The organism is Tardiphaga sp. 866_E4_N1_4 (assembly GCF_052076075.1).
GTDB lineage: Bacteria > Pseudomonadota > Alphaproteobacteria > Rhizobiales > Xanthobacteraceae > Tardiphaga > Tardiphaga robiniae.
Map to the genome: position 1 here is coordinate 4,702,124 of NZ_CP197242.1, position 15,971 is coordinate 4,718,094.

Sequence of the window (15,971 nt, forward strand, 5' to 3'; positions counted from 1 at the left end):
TTATGACCATGATCAGTGTGTCTGGTATCGGCATCCCGGACAGTAAGCTCGCGCGGGATGTCACGCAGTTCATCCGTGATACGGAGGACGACCTGCTGTTCCTGCACTCCAGCCGCGTCTTCTTCTGGGGGGCCCTGACGGGAACGCGGCAAAACCTTCTTTACGATAGCGAACTGCTTTACGTGGCGGCCATGTTCCACGATATTGGCCTGACTGCTCACTACCACGACAGTCAGCGTCGCTTCGAAGTGGACGGCGCCGACGCCGCGCGCAACTTCCTACGAGCCTACGCCATCCCAGAATCCGACATCGAGAAAGTCTGGAACGCGATCGCTCTGCATACGACACCCGGCATTCCCGAGCATATGCATCCGGAGATATCTCTGGTGCAACTTGGGGCAGGGATGGATGTCGCCGGTCGCGGATATGAAGACTTCACCGACGATCAGCGCCAGACAATCGTCACCGCTTATCCACGAGGCGATGATTTCAAGAACGGTATGATCGATGCTTTCTACGAGGGCATGAAGCGGCGGCCCAACACGACGTTCGGCACGTTCAACGACGACTTTCTGGCGTTCAAGGATTCAACGTTTCACCGAGTGGATCTCTGCAGCATCATACTTCACTCGCCGTGGGATCATTAAGACGAGTTTTCAACGGATTGGTTCTCACCTCGTTACAGGCGTCTAGGGCATCCTCCTCCGTTGTTCGAAGGTTATGGAATGCGCGGAAGGCAATAGAGCAAATCGATGGGTCCGCGTGCGAAAGATGAGTGCGCCTGCGAATGTTCGGTATTGGCTCGAAACAGGCATCCAGCCGACTCTGCCGTAAGCCACAAACACTCAAGCGATTTGCCGCCCGTTTCGTGCGATCAAGCCATTTGAGCGACCCGGGTGGCAAGCCGATCGAAGACCCAATAGGCCGGAAAGCAGAGGGCCAGCATTATGGCTCCGAAGTCGAAAGCGGTCGCTGCTGTTCCGATTCGAGTCGACAAAAGGCCGGCAATGATGGGAGCGGCAACAACGAACGCGTAGAACAATGTAAAGTAGATACCCATCCCAACAGCGCGGATCGACGGGGTAAGCACGCGAGCGGGCAGACTCATGATAGGTCCAGCGGACACACCGCCGACAATTCCCAACGCGACAAATGCCGTGATCACGGCGTCGGTGCGGGTAGCAATGAGGAGCGTAACTGCGAACAGCGCAAAACCGATAAGCATGATCTCAACGTGTTTTCCGGTTCTGTCTGCCAAAATACCGCCAAAGGGGACTGACAAGCTCACAATCCACAAAACGAGGCTGGTCGCATAGCCGGCTGCGGCGAGACTCCAGCCACGTTCAACAAGCAGGATGGTCCCGAACCCGAAAACCATTCCTAACGCGGCATTGAACAGGCCCCAAATCGCGCCAGCCGCAACCATCGCTTGGATTGTTAATCGACGTGGCCATACGGCTGCAGCGGGGACCTTTACCGGATCGATCTGCGACGGCGCCTCGTATGACGTCACAAGAAGAAAGAACCCGAGCGCGCAGAATGCCGCTGTCATCAGGAGTGCTGTGGTGAGACCGCTGGCCGCCGCGATCGCCGGCAATAGAAATAAGCACAGCGCGATTCCGGCCGGCCAAGAGTTGACAAAGATCGCCATGGCCGTAGCAATTTCTTTGCCGACGAACCAGTCCGTTACCATTTTCGACATCAGTACATTAAGCAACACGCCCCCGATGCCAGCAACAATGCGCCCCGCAATTTGAAGATTCCAGTTTGGGGCAAATGCCATCAGGAGGCCCCCGGCCATCATCAAGACAAGCCCACAAAGAACTATTCGCTTGTCGCCAAAACGGCGTCCGATTTCACCTCCCGGTAAAGCGAAAGCAATTCCGGGCGCGAGATACAGACTGATAAGTAGTCCAATATCGCCCAACCCCACGCCATAAGTCTGCATGATAGTCGGCGACAACGAGGCCGCGGATTGAAATTGGAAAGCCATCCCTAATCGGACGGTGAAAAGAACTAAGAGTATGCTCCAACGCTGCTTCACGATGCAATGCTCCAGCTGCTAGCCTTCTACGGTAGGGATCTTTCTGCAAAGCTCCAAGTGGTCATACGGCTGTCTTCAAAAACGATGGTCGCTCCTGGCGCAGGGCGGTTATCTGACAGCACTGTGCGACGGCGATACTTCGCTAGGCTTCATGATCAGACATAACCTAGCCCGTAATTAAAGCGTCCCAGGGTGTCGGCGACGGAAACACCTCGCCTAGATATGTCGTGAACGCCTTAACGTTTGGATTGCCTCGCCGACTTTCCGGCCAGAGCGCCGTGATGTCGAAGCGGTCGACTGCGAAATCCGTGAGCAAAGGGATCAGCTCTCCGCGCTTTACGAAAGGCGCGGCTACGTAGGTCGCCGAAATCCCGATCCCGCCGCCGGCCGCAAGAACGGCGACGACTGCATCACTCACGTCGACTACAACGCCCGCTTCGGGAGTGATCTCAAGAATGCGTCCTCCGACATTGAAGGGCCATCGAAGTGTTTGGCCAGAACTTTGGTAGCGGAAATTGACGCAGTCGTGGGCCGCCAGCTCCCTCGGATGCAAAGGCGTGCCTCGAGCAGCGAGATAGGACGGCGACGCAAAGGCGCACAGGCGGTGCGGGGCAAGCGGACGAGCGATGAGGCGGGAATCGACGACATCGCCGACACGGATCGCCACATCGATCCCTTCGTCGATAATATCCACCAGCCGATCGGTCAGTCTCAGATCTACCGTGAGCTTCGGATAGCGCGCGCGAAATTGGGGTAATGCCGAGGCCAGCACGTTCACGCCGATCGGCAATGGCGCTGTCACTTTGATCGTTCCGGCCGGCTCGGCCCGAGAAGCGAGGGCGGCCTGTTCGATTTCCGCGGCATCTCGTAGCAGTCTGACTGCCCGAGCATGAAGATCGCGGCCCTCTGCCGTCAACGATAACGATCTGGTCGTACGGCTGAACAGCTTAAGCCCGAGATGCTTTTCCAACCGCTGAATACTTTTGCTCACGGCAGAGGGAGATACGGACAACGCCTGTGCGGCAGCGGTGTAGCTGCCAAGAGAGCCTGCCTTTGCGAACGCCAGCAGCCCAGTCAATCGTTCAACGCCAATTTGTTCCGTCATGGCACATGAATACGGAATTGCCCGGCGATTATCAACCTCATGTCGCTGAGTTAGACGTTTGCCACGGCGCCGCTTTCGGGCCGGTCGAGGAGCAAAACGTTGAGCAACGACCTTTCAGTTGGATCTTCCCAGTCCGCGCTGCGGGACAAAAATGTGCTGATCTTTGGCGGCACCTCGGGGATAGGGCTGGCGGCCGCCATTCAAGCCAAGGACGCAGGCGCCAAGGTTACCGTGGTCGGTTTCGAACCCGATCGCGCCCGGCAAGTCGCATCGCAATATGGCTTTGAAGGATGGCGCGCCGCCGATGTCACCCGCAGCGAGACAATCGCCGAGGCTCTAGCTGGCATCGACCGAGTGGATCACCTCGTTTTGCTCGCGGGCAGCTTTGTCACGGGCAAAGTACTAGAGGCCGACGTCGGTCATCTTCGCAGGGCCTTCGACGAACGCGTCTGGGCAGCAATTCATATTCTTCGCGCACTCGGCGATCGACTGGCGCGCGATGGTTCAATCACTTTCGTCTCCGGTGCACTTTCCGATCGGCCGAATGGCTATGGTACCGCAGTCCTCGCTGCAGCATCGGCGTCCATGGAAGCACTCGCACGTGGGCTTGCACTTGAGCTCGCGCCCATCCGGGTCAATACCGTTTCTCCTGGACCGATTGAAACTCCGCTGCTGACAAAAGCGCTCGGCGAAAACCGCGATACCGTCGTCAAGTCCATGATTCAGACTCTACCACTGCATCGGCTGGGCACTGCGACGGAAGCAGGGGCCGCTGTCGTATTTCTCATGACGAATGGCTGGATGAACGGTGCAACTTTGAACGTGGATGGGGGCGCGCGGCTAGTCTGACCGCGCGGCGGCCATGTTTCACGACATCGGCTTGACTGCACTGGACGGCGCTGACGCCGCAGCTCCCTACGGAGTTAGGCCATAACGAATTGGACGTCGAGGGAGTCTGAGACGCGGTCGCTCTACATACGACGCCTGGCATTCCCGAGCACATGCATGCGGAGAATTCTTTGGTGCATGGATGTCGCCGGTTTCGGATACGACGGCTTCACCGACGATCAACGGCAGACAATCGTCGCTGCTATCCACGAGGCGATGATTTCAAGAACGGGATTCTTAATGCGTTCTATGAAGGAATGGAGGCGCCGACCACGTCACACTCATCTTGCGCGCGCGGACGCGTCAGCTTGCTCTCCTTCCATAACATCCGAAGGGCGATGCCCGGTGGTGGTGGCGGCAAACTCGCTGGATCTCTATGCTCTTCATCCAGCGAACGCGTGATAAGCGGGGTATTCCCAAGCAGGCCTTGAGCCGAACTCTGTGGTGCCGATCACCGCCTTCATATCCGCCTTCCGCGGCGGACAGGCACGAACCAGGGCGTGGTGTCACTTCGAGCGCTGGTCAGCATACCAAGCACCGCAACGTTTCCCACGAGGCGTTCTCCTGAGCGACCTCTGCCTTCGCTCTTATGGACGCAGGTGCATCCAGGGATCGGGATAAAGTGGCACTTCCGTGGGAACGGATCGCAGATTCGATGGTTTCGTATGTTCCAATAACAGAGGAGACGACGGATGAAGCGAATTTTGATCAGCGCTTTCGCAGTAACAATACTTACTGCTCCCATGGCCAACGCCCAGAGCGGTGTGGCTGCAGGCGCTACTACCGGCGCAGTGACGGGTGCCGTGGTTGGCGGCCCAGTCGGAGCGGCTGTCGGTGCCGGCGCGGGTGCAATCGCGGGCGGCATCGCTGATGATACACGTCCGCGCTTTCGCAGCTATGTTAGTGAGCGTCGCGTTCCATCGTACCGATACGAGCGGGAGCTCAAGGTCGGTGCCGATCTTCCCAATACCGGCGTGACCTACTATGAAGTTCCGAAAGAATACGGCGTCACTAAGTATCGCTACACCGTTGTAAACGATCGGACAGTGCTGGTTGATCCCGGTACGCATCGCGTCGTTCAGATCATCGAATAGTTTGCTCAAGAGCGGTCCTGTAAAGGACCGCTCTTTTCACGTGGATGAGGATCTACGCCTCGCCGTTCAGTCCGAAACCTCGCACCGAGACAGTACTTGGAGAAGAAACTCGCGCCGAATACCGATGGTAGTGGAGCCAACCTGTCGGCGAGGTGGAAGAAATTAGGGAAGCAGCCGACGCTCGCCGATGCCGCCGCCGTGTTGTTTCCGATCAAATGGCCGGAAGCGTTCGCGCTCTTCCTGATCGAAAACAATAGCGTTCGGAACGCCTGTGGTTGCCTTCCGCGGATTCGGTGCCAGAAGCGTTGAAGACGGGGTGCCGGCTTGTATCGTGGAGAATGAGGAGCAGGCGATTATTGCGTAGATGAACTGGGAAGGCTGGACAGAGGAGTGATCCGCGCCCGGTCTGAGGACCGCTCGCCGCGACCCGAATGAGTACCAGCGCCAATATCCCGAGTTGCGGGCTCGCGCCGGCCACGATGGATTGAAGCAGGCCCAGCTTGACCTGGCCTCTTAACCTGACGGCACCCTACTTGCGAGACCCACATTCAATCCATCGCCGAGTATCGTTTGACGGAGTAGTCAGGAACAACCGGCAATCGCGAGCGTTGGGCCGGGCATCTGAGCGGATGTGAAATCACTTAGGAGGAGATAAAAGATGAAGCACTTTCTTGCCGTGGCACTGCTTGGCACTACCGTGATTGGGAGCGCCGCGTTTGCGCAATCCACTCAACCGGTCGATCGCGCCGCACCGGCCGCCACCGCCCAGCCGGCCGACGCGAAGATGGCGCTCAAGGGAAACTGGCGCGCTTCGAAGCTGATGGGCCTGAACGTCTATAACGAGGCCAACGAAAAGCTCGGCGACATCAATGAACTGCTCGTCGACAAGAGCGGTAACGTTAGAGCAGTTGTGATCGGCATCGGCGGGTTCCTTGGCATGGGAGAGCACGACATCGCCGTCTCGATGGACAAGCTGAAATTCATCGAGGAGCCGGTCCGGACCAGCTCGAGTAGCACGTCGACTGCTTCGCGCGACACCACGACCGGTGCGGCATCCTCGACTACGGCGAACCGCAACAATGATTGGGTTCCCGACCATGCTGTTATGAGCGGCAACAAAGAGCAGCTGAAGGCTCTCCCGCAGTTCAAATACTCGGATTACAATTAGTGATAACGAGAGCTCGCGAAGGAAGGGCCCCAAGCTTGGGGCCCTTTTTTTCAGCGTAGGGGGTCAAGCGGCACAGTGGGTCAATAAAAAACTCGCCCAGCTTGCGGGCGAGTTTCGGATGCGAGGCGATCGCTTCTCTCAGTGCATATGCAGTATCCAGTAGCCTACGCCGCCAATAACCAACACCGCGGGCACAGCCCACAAGACCAGGACAGGCATCTTCTCCTCCACTTGCTGTCAGAATTTTACGAACCGGAACGGCCTACGAGCCGGTCACCGTTCGGTGCAGACCTTGGTGGTCTTCACAGCGGACTCGGCTTCTATCTTCGTCTTGTAGACGCCATCGCCCACGACCGTCGTCGTCGTCGTCGTCGGCTTGGTGTCAACGACGGTGCACTTCTTGGTAGAAGCATCGCGAACAATATAGAATTCGGCGGCACTAGCGGCCTGGGTAGCGAGGGCAAAAGCGGCCAGAGCGCCGCACACAATCAATTTCTTCATGTGTCTCCTCCATGGCTTAGATGTAGTCATTGTCAACGAAGCACGCCTGAAAATGTTCCACTTATTCCCGGTACCTCGGAGACTGTTTCTTAACATTTCGCGTACTTCCCGGCTCGGAGACGCTGTTTCGCCCCCGTTTTCCTTAGCGGATTGCCAGATTATCCCGGTCCGGAACCGGCGTCGTCGCCCAGCGTTGTTCGGCGACTAATCCAATCAAGAGGTGTTAGATGAACATGCGATTATTGTTGGCCACGACTGCCGCCGTCGCGCTCGCGACCTCGGCTCTCGCGCAATCTTCTCCGACTACGTCGAGCCCCAATCCGTCGGCTCCGCCGCGTCAGCAGGATTCCACATCAACTGCGCCGTCCTCTTCGACGTCGACGCCGTCGTCCAATTCTTCTTCAGGATCCGCGCAGACCAGTCCATCGACGAATTCGGCTCAGACGCAGCCTTCGTCATCGACTGGACAGAACGCGGCAGGCCAAACGTCCAACCCCAGTACGGGCACCACTGCTACACAGGCGCCCCCGCCGAACAATTCTACTAACCAGGCGCAGACCAGCCAGCCCTCCAACCAGACCAGCCCGGCGGCGAGCCAGTCGCAGACTGACCCGCCGGCGAAAAACCAGGCGCAAAGCACGAACCCACCGGCCTCGGGCACCAATCAGACGCAGTCTCCGACGGGTGGCAATCCGACCACCGCGGCCCAGCAGCCGACCAATCAGCCAAACAGGGCCGATCGCACGTCGAGCCCGAACGTTAACGTGTCGGTAAACATCAACGATCAGCAGCGGACCCGGATCAGCACGTCGATCTCGCAACTGGACGTGCGGCCGATCAACAATGTGAATTTCTCGTTATCCGTCGGAACAGCAGTGCCGCGCGATATGCGTCTGCGGTCCCTGCCTGCAGAGGTCGTGGAGATCGTGCCCCAGTACCGAGGCTACAACTTTGCCTTGGTAAAGGATGAGATCGTGATCGTGGAGCCCTCCAGTTACAAGATCGTCGCGGTGTTGCCGTACTCGGGCCGGTCCACGGCGGCTGCGCCGGTGCGCACCGAGCAGCGCAAGACGACCTTCAGCGACAATGACCGCGACGTGGTCCGCAAGTACGCCAAATCTCGTCCAGTCGAGCGGGAGCGTCGTACTACCGGCAGCGCGGTTCGTACCCAGATCCGCACCGGAGAGCGCGTGCCGGACAGCGTGGAGATCGAAGCATTCCCCGACGAGGTGTACCGGGATGCTCCTACCCTTCGCGAGTACCGGTACGTCAACCGGGACAGCCGCACCTACATTATTGAGCCTCGTGAGCGTCGCATCATCGAAGAGATCGACTGAGCCAGCCAAGAAAGGAGAAAGTCATGAAGATGATCACGTTAGGAGTTTTTGCGGCGGCCCTGACGGCGTCGTCTGCGAGTGCCGCCCCTCTTGCGCCAGCGGCCATCGCGTCGACGGAGGTCACGGGCATCGAGCAGGTCCGCCTCGTTTGCAACGAGTATGGCCGCTGCTACCGGACACGCGGATCGCGCTATGTCCACCGGTACTATGGCGGAGACGGCTATGGGGTCCGCCGCAGCTACGGCTACTATGGCCGGCCCGGCTACGATCGGGGTTACGGCTATTACGGCGGTGGCCCCAGCGTTGGTTTTAGCTTCGGCACCCGAAGCTGGTGAATTTGGAAAGGGCCGCTCACAAGCGGCCCTTTCGACGTCGATTACCTAATTCCTGGCCAGGAGTATGCCGAGCGCCAGTCGATCGGTCTGGGCGGTTTAGGGCAGCCTGCAGATTATTGCCAATAGCCTTAGTGGCCCAATCGCGCACAGCGCACAGCATCTCTTAGTAGACGGTGCGCTTGTCTTGGGCACTCCTCTCTAGACCTTTCGATGGATTCTCCGTTGCTTGGCTTCAGAGCCGCTCGCCCAGCTGTCGCTTGTGCCTCGGACTTTTATCGGGGCACGCAAAAGATACCGCAATTCGCCATTGCCTTTGCACTCACGACCCGACGTGAAGCGCCTCTGTCCTTCCTTGAGGCTTTGATTTGTGGATCGGGCCCCGGGTATCAGGGAACAAATCATTCCAACTACAATTGAACACGCGGTTCGATCAACGCTACGGTGGAGTATCGCGTTATGCGTGGGGTTTGGACCCCATCGATCGTGCTAAATGGCGACGATCACAATGTGTATTTGGTCGTCGATGGCGGGCCGCATGGCTGCGTCTGGCGAGAGGCTGTTGTCGGGAAAACAGACCTTGATACTGTCATCGCCGATTTCTTTTCAGGGCGATATTCTGACCCTGATCGGGTTGTCGCTTTTAATGTGACCCAATGTTGGACGCGAGACGTGTCGGCGGATATCGCCCGGTATATTCGCCAGCGGGCTGCAGCTACCTGCGAGGAGCTGCCACCGGGGGTGAAGGACTTTATCGAGCGTTACGCCGAACGAGATCGCAAGCTGCTAATCAGGCCGGCGTGACAGTGTCTTCCTAGTTTGCCTCGGCCGGCTGAAAGGGTTTCCGGCATTGTAGGCGCTTCTTAACGGCTCCAGGACAAAGAATTGTCGAGATCGGGGGCTTGTCAACGTCGCCGGCCAGCGCCGCTCCAAGAGGCATCGCCGTGTTGCGCTAGCACGCCGGGCCGAAGGGCGGTCCTATCGCGGTGACAGGCGCCGACGCGGCGGAGATCGAGGGTAGCCGGATCGTTCGGCTCTGGGTGCTGCTCAACCCGCGGGCGTGAGGAGCGCTTCGCCGACCAAGAGGGCATGAGACGGTAAGTTTTTCTTAAGCAAATATGCGTCGATCGACGGTCAATTTTTTACACGCGGTCGTTGTAGAAGAAACGTTTACCAGCGACGGCTCATGATCTCGTCCAAAATCGACTGGTTCCCGCCATGAGTCTCGCCGCAGCTTCAATCTATTGGGTTATCGTCTGCCTTTGGTCCGCAATTCTTGTCACCGTCGCCGTTGCGTTCGCACGAAACGCAGCAAGGCTCGGCTCAGCGAAGCTTTTGCTCGTTGTCGTCATGATCGACACGGTCCGGAATATTTTGGAAAACATCTACTTCGGGGCTTATTTCGGAGCTCAGTACGGGTTCTTCTCGCATCACCTGACGAGGGTCCTCGGTCAGCCGTATCTATTGATCCTTCCCAAAATGGCGAATGTCGCAGCCGCTCTGATAGTTTTGTCGCTGCTCGTGTTTCGCTGGCTGCCTCATACGCAGCGCGAAAAGGCGAACGCAGAAATTATACTCCAGGAGACCAAGCAGGCGCTGGATCAAGAGAGCGAAGAGCACCGCCGACTATTTGAGACATCCGTCGACCTCATCGTCGTTACCGACGCGGACCGAATTATTCGCAGAATAAGCGATAGCTGCGAAGCAATCCTTGGCTATCGATCCGACGAGTTGCTAAATCGATACGGTGGCGAGATGGCCTCTCTCGCCGATATCGCATCATTTCGAAACGAACTCGACAAAACACTCCGAGGCGAAGTGCTTCAGAACGTCGAATGCCGGTTTCGCCATAAGCACGGCCACGACGTCGTATTGCAAATCTCCGGGGTTTGGTCAGCGCGCGCGCAGCGTTTCTTCCTCATAGGGCGCGACATGACGGCAAGCAAACTTGCCTCGGAGAAATTGAGCGAGCTGGCGCACTTTGATCAGCTCACGAAGCTGCCCAACCGTACAAGCTTCGTGCGGGACTTCAGCGCCTTCATGGCGGACGAAGCCAGTCGCCCATCCGCGTTGGCGATGCTCGATCTTGATGGATTCAAGGACGTCAATGACACGCTCGGGCATTCTTTTGGTGATCAGGTCCTCAAGCAGATGGCCGCTCGGCTCGCCGCCGCCGCACCGTTGAATGTCGACGTCTATCGCTTCGGCGGGGACGAATTCGCTTTGCTCTTACGCGACTGCCGCGATCCACTGGCTGCGCAGGAAACTATCACGCGCATGTTTAAGGCCATCGATACACCGATTGATCTCGAAGGCCAGCGCATAACACTTAGAGCCAGTGCTGGGCTCGCGTTCGCGCCTCGGGACGCGCGAACGTTGGACGAGTTGACTGCGAGCGCGGATCTTGCCCTTTATGATGCAAAGGGGGGCGGCGGGCGGAAGTGCCGGCTATTCATGCCCTCAATGAGAGCGTCCGCACAAGCGCGCCTCGATATGGATACAGAACTGAGGCGCGCTGCCGAGACTGGACAGTTCGAGCTTTACTTCCAGCCGCAGGTAGACCTTTCAACTGGGGTCATCACCGGGGCAGAAGCGCTGCTTCGGTGGAACCATCCAACGAAGGGGTTGGTGGCGCCCGGCGCCTTCATCGATGCGCTTGCAAACAGCCCCATTGCGCCCGAAGTGGGTCGTTGGATCATCGATGAAGCGTGCAAATGGGGAGCTAAATATAATGCGAGCCGTTCGAAGCCTTTCCGCGTAGCCGTCAACCTGTTTCCCTGTCAGTTCAAGGAAGGGACGTTGCTCCGGGACATTGAGCAGTCGCTCGCTCGGCATGAATTGCTCCCCCAGCACCTGGAAGCCGAGATAACGGAGAATATCGCGCTGGGCGACCATACCATCTTTTCGACGCTGCGATCATTGAGATCGCTTGGTGTGCAATTAGCGTTCGATGACTTTGGTACAGGTTTCGCATCACTTGCTTGCATTGCGAAGTACCCGCTCACCCGGATAAAGATTGACAAATCCTTCGTACAGAACATCGCACAGGGCGCGGGCTACCAGGAAACCGCGATTGCTACATCAATTATTATGATGGCCCACAATCTCTGCTTATCAGTGACCGCGGAGGGGGTAGAGACCGAGGAGCAGGGCGCATTCCTCAAGTGCAAAGGATGTGACGAAGCCCAAGGGTACCTCTATGCGCGCCCTATGCCTGCGAACGAACTTCTACGAATTCTATCCGAAAGCCCGGTCGCCGCGCCTGCGTGGGACGCCCACGGGGCCTACAGTTAGGGGGTCCGGAGCAGGGCCGGAATTTAACGTTCGGCCAAGCCAGAACTTCGTAAAATCGGCGGGCGGATAGTTGTTTATGAGTCAGGCCTCGACAAGGTTGTTTCTAACGGCATACGAACGAGGTCTGCGGTGCAGCTAACGTTCAGCTTTCATCGCTGACGCTCGGTGCGTCTCGGTCGTTTTAATGCTTAGCTGGGCGCGCCTAGTTTCGGGGGGCACTTCAAGTCCACTGTTTCTGCCGGCGGCACGCTTCGAACTCCGTCCCGGTGCGTCGGTCGCAGACTGTCCACCTAAAGCTATTGTCTCACCTACCAACATCGATCGTACCTTATCGTGCTTTTCGGAGAGGAGGCCGACGCTATTGCCGCCCTGGCGACGTTCGAAGGAGAAGAACCTTTCGACGTCCGGGACAGGGGGGCGCGGCTACAATTAGATAGATGGATGAAGAGTATGGGGCAAAGGGAAGATCGACGACGATAAAGCGCTCAGGGCTTTGAAAATCCTCGCTGATTTTGCGAAAAAAGCATAGGGTGGGACTCGGAACATGGTTCCAAAAAGGGAACCTTTGTGGCCTCATGTCCACACCCAACGGAAGATTTCAGTACATCGGTACCGCCGACCTGTTCATCCCAATGGTGTATCTGTACCTTGATCCATGAAGCGGGCTTGGTTGTGGCCTGTGAGGTGACGGGGTGTAAGTTGCAATATCGGCAAACTGGCGACAATACGAGGTCGCGGCTGGAAGCTGCGGAGTTGATTCAAGTTCGGAGGCGGCGGCGAGCCCTCCTGTCGGCCCTGATGGCCACAACGGCGCTGTTCGTGGCCGGCAAGCCGGCTCGCGCCCAGCAGGTCTGGATCGGCGCCGATCAGCAGTACAACAATGCGTCGAACTGGAGCAGTCCCGCAGCCGTGCCCGACACCGGTTCGACCGCCGTGTTCCGCAACAACGGCGCGTCGACGTCGCTGGTGCTGTCGATCACGCGCAGCCCGGATGGCTTCACGTTCGATGCGGGAGCACCGACCTACACCATCGGCATAGCGTCGGGCGGTCAGCTCAACGTGAGCGGCGCCGGCATCGTCAACAACTCCGGCAATGCCCAGAATTTTCTGATCGATCCCAGCTCGCAGATCGATTTTCTGGCAAGCAGCACCGCAGGAAATGCGACCATCAGGAATTTTGGTGGGACACTCATCTTCAGCCAGTCGTCTTCGGGTGGGACAGCAGAAATCGAGAATAACGGCAATTTGGTCCTCCGGACGACGTCGGGCTCACTCTCGATCGGATCGCTGTCGGGCAGCGGGACCGTCTTCGCAACGACGGTGGCTGGCGTTCCGGTGCAGAGCTTGACCATCGGCAGCCTGAACACCTCCACGGAATTCTCCGGCACGATGGTCGATAACGGCGCGCAGTTCGCGCTGGTCAAGACCGGGACCGGAACGCTGACGCTGACGGGGAACAACTTCTACACCGGCGGCACCACGATTTCGGACGGCACGCTGCAACTCGGCAATGGCGGCTTGAACGGCTCGATCACCGGCGATATCGCCAACAATGCGACGCTGGCCGTCAACCGCAGCAACGGGACCAGCCTCGGCGGCGTGATTTCAGGGACCGGCGAATTGGTCAAGCTCGGCGGCGGCACACTGACGCTGACCGGTGCCAACACTTATACCGGCGGCACGACGATCTCGGTCGGCACGCTGCTGATCGGCAATGGCAGCACCACCGGGTCGATCACCGGCAACATCACCAACAACGCAGCGCTGGTGTTCAATCGCTCCGACGCAATCGGCTTCGGCGGGGTGATTTCGGGCACCGGCAGCGTCACCAAGCTCGGCAGCGACGTGCTACTCCTGTTCGGCGACAACACCTACACCGGCGGCACCACCATCAGTGCCGGTTTCTTGCAGGTCGGCAACGGCGGCACCGGGGGATCGATCGTCGGCAACGTCGTCAACAACGGAACGCTGGAATTCGCCCGCTCGGACGCCCATCTGTTCAGTGGCGCGATTTCCGGCACCGGCAATCTGATCAGCTTCGGCGGCAGCGGCGGCAGCGGCGTTTTCACGTTGACGGGAATCAATACTTACACCGGGGGCACGACCGTCTCCAGCGGCACACTGCAGATCGGCAACGGCGGCACCTCGGGCTCGATCGTCGGCAACGTCAGCAACAATGCCACGCTTGCGTTCAATCGATCCGACGCCGCGAGCTTCGGCGGGGTGATTTCCGGCGGCGGCCAGGTCGTCAAGCGCGGCGCCGGCGCCCTGTCGCTGACGGGCCTCAGCACTTACACGGGCGCCACCACGGTCGATGCCGGCACGCTCAGCGTCAACGGCTCGATCGCATCGTCGTCGCTGACCACAGTGAATGCCAGCGGAGCGCTGGGCGGCAACGGCACCGTCGGCAACACGGCGATCAATGGCGGCGCGCTGGCGCCGGGCAATTCGATCGGCACCCTCAATGTCAACGGCAACCTGACCTTCACCGCGGCTTCAGCCTACATGGTCGAAGTGTCGCCGACCGCCGCCGATCGCACCAATGTCACCGGCACCGCGACCCTGTCAGGCGCCACAGTCAATGCCAGCTTCGCATCCGGCAGCTATGTCGAGAAGCAGTACACCATCCTCAATGCCGCCGGCGGCATCGTCGGCAGATTCGGTTCGTTGGTGAACGGCAACCTGCCGTCGGGCTTCAAGTCCAGCCTCGGCTATGACGCCAACAACGCCTATCTCAATCTGGTGCTGGATTTTACGCCGACACCCACGCCGTCGCCGCTGCCGGTCAATAGCGGGCTGAACGGCAATCAGACCAATACAGCCAACGCACTGACCAACTATTTCGACCGCACCGGCGGCATTCCCATGGCATTCGGCGCTTTGAATGCAGCGGGCCTGACACAAGCATCCGGCGAAAGCGCCGTCGCATCGCAACAGACCACTTTCGATGCCATGAACCAGTTTATGGGCGTGCTGACCGATCCGTTGCTGGAAGGCCGCGGCGCCGGCCTGCCGTCGCAGGGCGGGGCGCTGTCCTATGGCGAGCAGGACGCGCTGGCCTTTGCCGCGCGACCGCGCGGCGCGGCGCGCGATGCGCTGGCCATGGCGGTCAAAGCGCCGTCGGTATTCGCGCCGCACTGGAGCGTGTGGGCTGCGGGCTTCGGGGGATCACAAACCACCGACGGCAACGCCGTCACCGGTTCGAACGCGGCCACCAGCCGCATCTACGGCATGGCCGTGGGCGCCGACTATCGGATCACGCCGCAGACACTGGCCGGCTTCGCGCTGGCCGGCGGCGGCACCAGCTTCAGCGTCAACGGTTTGGGGTCCGGCCGCTCCGACATATTCCAGGCCGGCGGCTTTGTCCGGCACACGGTCGGTTCGGCCTATGTAACCGCGGCGGCGGCCTATGGCTGGCAGGACATCACCACTGACCGCAGCATCGGCGGCAGCCAGTTGCAGGGGCGCTTCAGCGCAAATGCGTGGTCCGGACGGATCGAGGGTGGCAATCGCTATGCGATGTCGTGGCTCGGCGGCGTCGGCCTGACACCCTATGCGGCGGCCAAGGTCATTGCCTTCGACCTGCCGGCCTATGCCGAAACCGCCGCCAGCGGAATCAACACTTTCGCGCTGGCCTATGCGTCGAAGACCGCAGCCACGACGCGCAGCGAGATCGGCCTGCGCTCTGACAAATCGTTCGTGGTCGATGGTGCGATGCTGACGCTGCGCGGGGGCGCCGCCTGGGCTCATGACTTTAACACCGACCGGAGCGCGCAGGCCACGTTCCAGGCGCTGCCTGGCGCCTCGTTCGTGGTCAACGGCGCTCAGCCGGCGCGCGACGCGGCGCTGACCACCGCTTCGGCTGAAATGAAATTCGTCAGCGGTATCTCGCTGGCGGCGGCGTTCGAAGGCGAGTTCTCCGACGTCACCCGCAGCTACGCCGGCAAGGGCGTGGTGCGCTATACGTGGTGATTGATGGCAGGGCTGAGGCTTTGCTTCCCTCTCCCGCTCGCGGGAGAGGTGACGTCCGCGCTTGCGGAAGCGCTACTCGTTGACATCGCGTCCGGGCGCCAGGTCAGCAGCCGGTTCTCGACCATGGTCAGGACCCACTCGGCGAGCTCGTCGGAATCTTGAGGGAAGGCTCAAGCTAGGCCCCAGAGGCTCACATCTCGGATTCGCATAAGTTTCATTATGGAATATATTCTTAT

13 protein-coding genes are annotated in these 15,971 nt (G+C 59.3%); 10 read left to right on the forward strand and 3 right to left on the reverse strand.

Translation table 11 applies throughout. From position 1 onward, the window contains the following. Positions 1-2 precede the first annotated feature (2 nt). Complete coding sequence (locus tag AB8B20_RS22730) at positions 3-647, forward strand: HD domain-containing protein (protein ID WP_439073496.1); 645 nt, start codon at positions 3-5, stop codon at positions 645-647. A gap of 227 nt (positions 648-874) precedes the next feature. Here the strand turns inward: AB8B20_RS22730 and AB8B20_RS22735 are convergent, their stop codons facing one another. Both AB8B20_RS22735 and AB8B20_RS22740 read right to left on the reverse strand, forming a co-directional pair. Next, complete coding sequence (locus AB8B20_RS22735) at positions 875-2,044, reverse strand: MFS transporter (protein WP_120286882.1); 1,170 nt, start codon at positions 2,042-2,044, stop codon at positions 875-877. Positions 2,045-2,210: 166 nt separating this feature from the next. Then, positions 2,211-3,149, reverse strand: a complete 939-nt coding sequence (locus AB8B20_RS22740; protein ID WP_120286881.1) for a LysR family transcriptional regulator — start codon at positions 3,147-3,149, stop codon at positions 2,211-2,213. Positions 3,150-3,248: 99 nt separating this feature from the next. Here AB8B20_RS22740 and AB8B20_RS22745 point away from each other — a divergent pair, with 99 nt between their 5' ends. The 4 genes from AB8B20_RS22745 (at position 3,249) to AB8B20_RS22760 (ending at position 6,299) form a co-directional block, all read left to right on the forward strand. Beyond that, the gene (locus tag AB8B20_RS22745; RefSeq protein ID WP_120286880.1) at positions 3,249-3,998 is read left to right on the forward strand and encodes an SDR family oxidoreductase; all 750 of its coding nucleotides are present in this window, start codon (positions 3,249-3,251) and stop codon (positions 3,996-3,998) included. A 731-nt stretch (positions 3,999-4,729) separates the two neighbouring features. Next, complete coding sequence (locus tag AB8B20_RS22750; protein WP_120286879.1) at positions 4,730-5,131, forward strand: DUF1236 domain-containing protein; 402 nt, start codon at positions 4,730-4,732, stop codon at positions 5,129-5,131. Positions 5,132-5,227: 96 nt separating this feature from the next. Beyond that, positions 5,228-5,440, forward strand: a complete 213-nt coding sequence (locus tag AB8B20_RS22755) for a hypothetical protein (protein ID WP_120286878.1) — start codon at positions 5,228-5,230, stop codon at positions 5,438-5,440. A 349-nt stretch (positions 5,441-5,789) separates the two neighbouring features. Beyond that, entirely contained in the window at positions 5,790-6,299 is a 510-nt protein-coding gene (locus tag AB8B20_RS22760; protein ID WP_120286877.1) for a PRC-barrel domain-containing protein, read from the forward strand. Positions 6,300-6,572: 273 nt separating this feature from the next. Here AB8B20_RS22760 and AB8B20_RS22765 read toward each other — a convergent pair whose 3' ends face one another. Then, entirely contained in the window at positions 6,573-6,800 is a 228-nt protein-coding gene (locus AB8B20_RS22765) for a hypothetical protein (RefSeq protein ID WP_120286876.1), read from the reverse strand. Between the two features lie 227 nt (positions 6,801-7,027). Here AB8B20_RS22765 and AB8B20_RS22770 point away from each other — a divergent pair, with 227 nt between their 5' ends. The 5 genes from AB8B20_RS22770 (at position 7,028) to AB8B20_RS22790 (ending at position 15,735) form a co-directional block, all read left to right on the forward strand. Then, entirely contained in the window at positions 7,028-8,137 is a 1,110-nt protein-coding gene (locus AB8B20_RS22770) for a DUF1236 domain-containing protein (RefSeq protein WP_439073495.1), read from the forward strand. Between the two features lie 23 nt (positions 8,138-8,160). Then, positions 8,161-8,472, forward strand: a complete 312-nt coding sequence (locus AB8B20_RS22775) for a hypothetical protein (RefSeq protein ID WP_439073494.1) — start codon at positions 8,161-8,163, stop codon at positions 8,470-8,472. A gap of 490 nt (positions 8,473-8,962) precedes the next feature. Continuing rightward, positions 8,963-9,121: a hypothetical protein gene (locus tag AB8B20_RS22780; protein WP_439073493.1), complete on the forward strand. Its 159-nt coding sequence runs from the start codon at positions 8,963-8,965 to the stop codon at positions 9,119-9,121. A 566-nt stretch (positions 9,122-9,687) separates the two neighbouring features. After that, positions 9,688-11,763, forward strand: coding sequence for a putative bifunctional diguanylate cyclase/phosphodiesterase (locus AB8B20_RS22785; RefSeq protein ID WP_439073492.1), 2,076 nt, complete (start codon positions 9,688-9,690; stop codon positions 11,761-11,763). A gap of 798 nt (positions 11,764-12,561) precedes the next feature. Then, positions 12,562-15,735, forward strand: coding sequence for an autotransporter outer membrane beta-barrel domain-containing protein (locus tag AB8B20_RS22790; protein WP_439073491.1), 3,174 nt, complete (start codon positions 12,562-12,564; stop codon positions 15,733-15,735). The last annotated feature ends 236 nt before the right edge of the window (positions 15,736-15,971 follow it).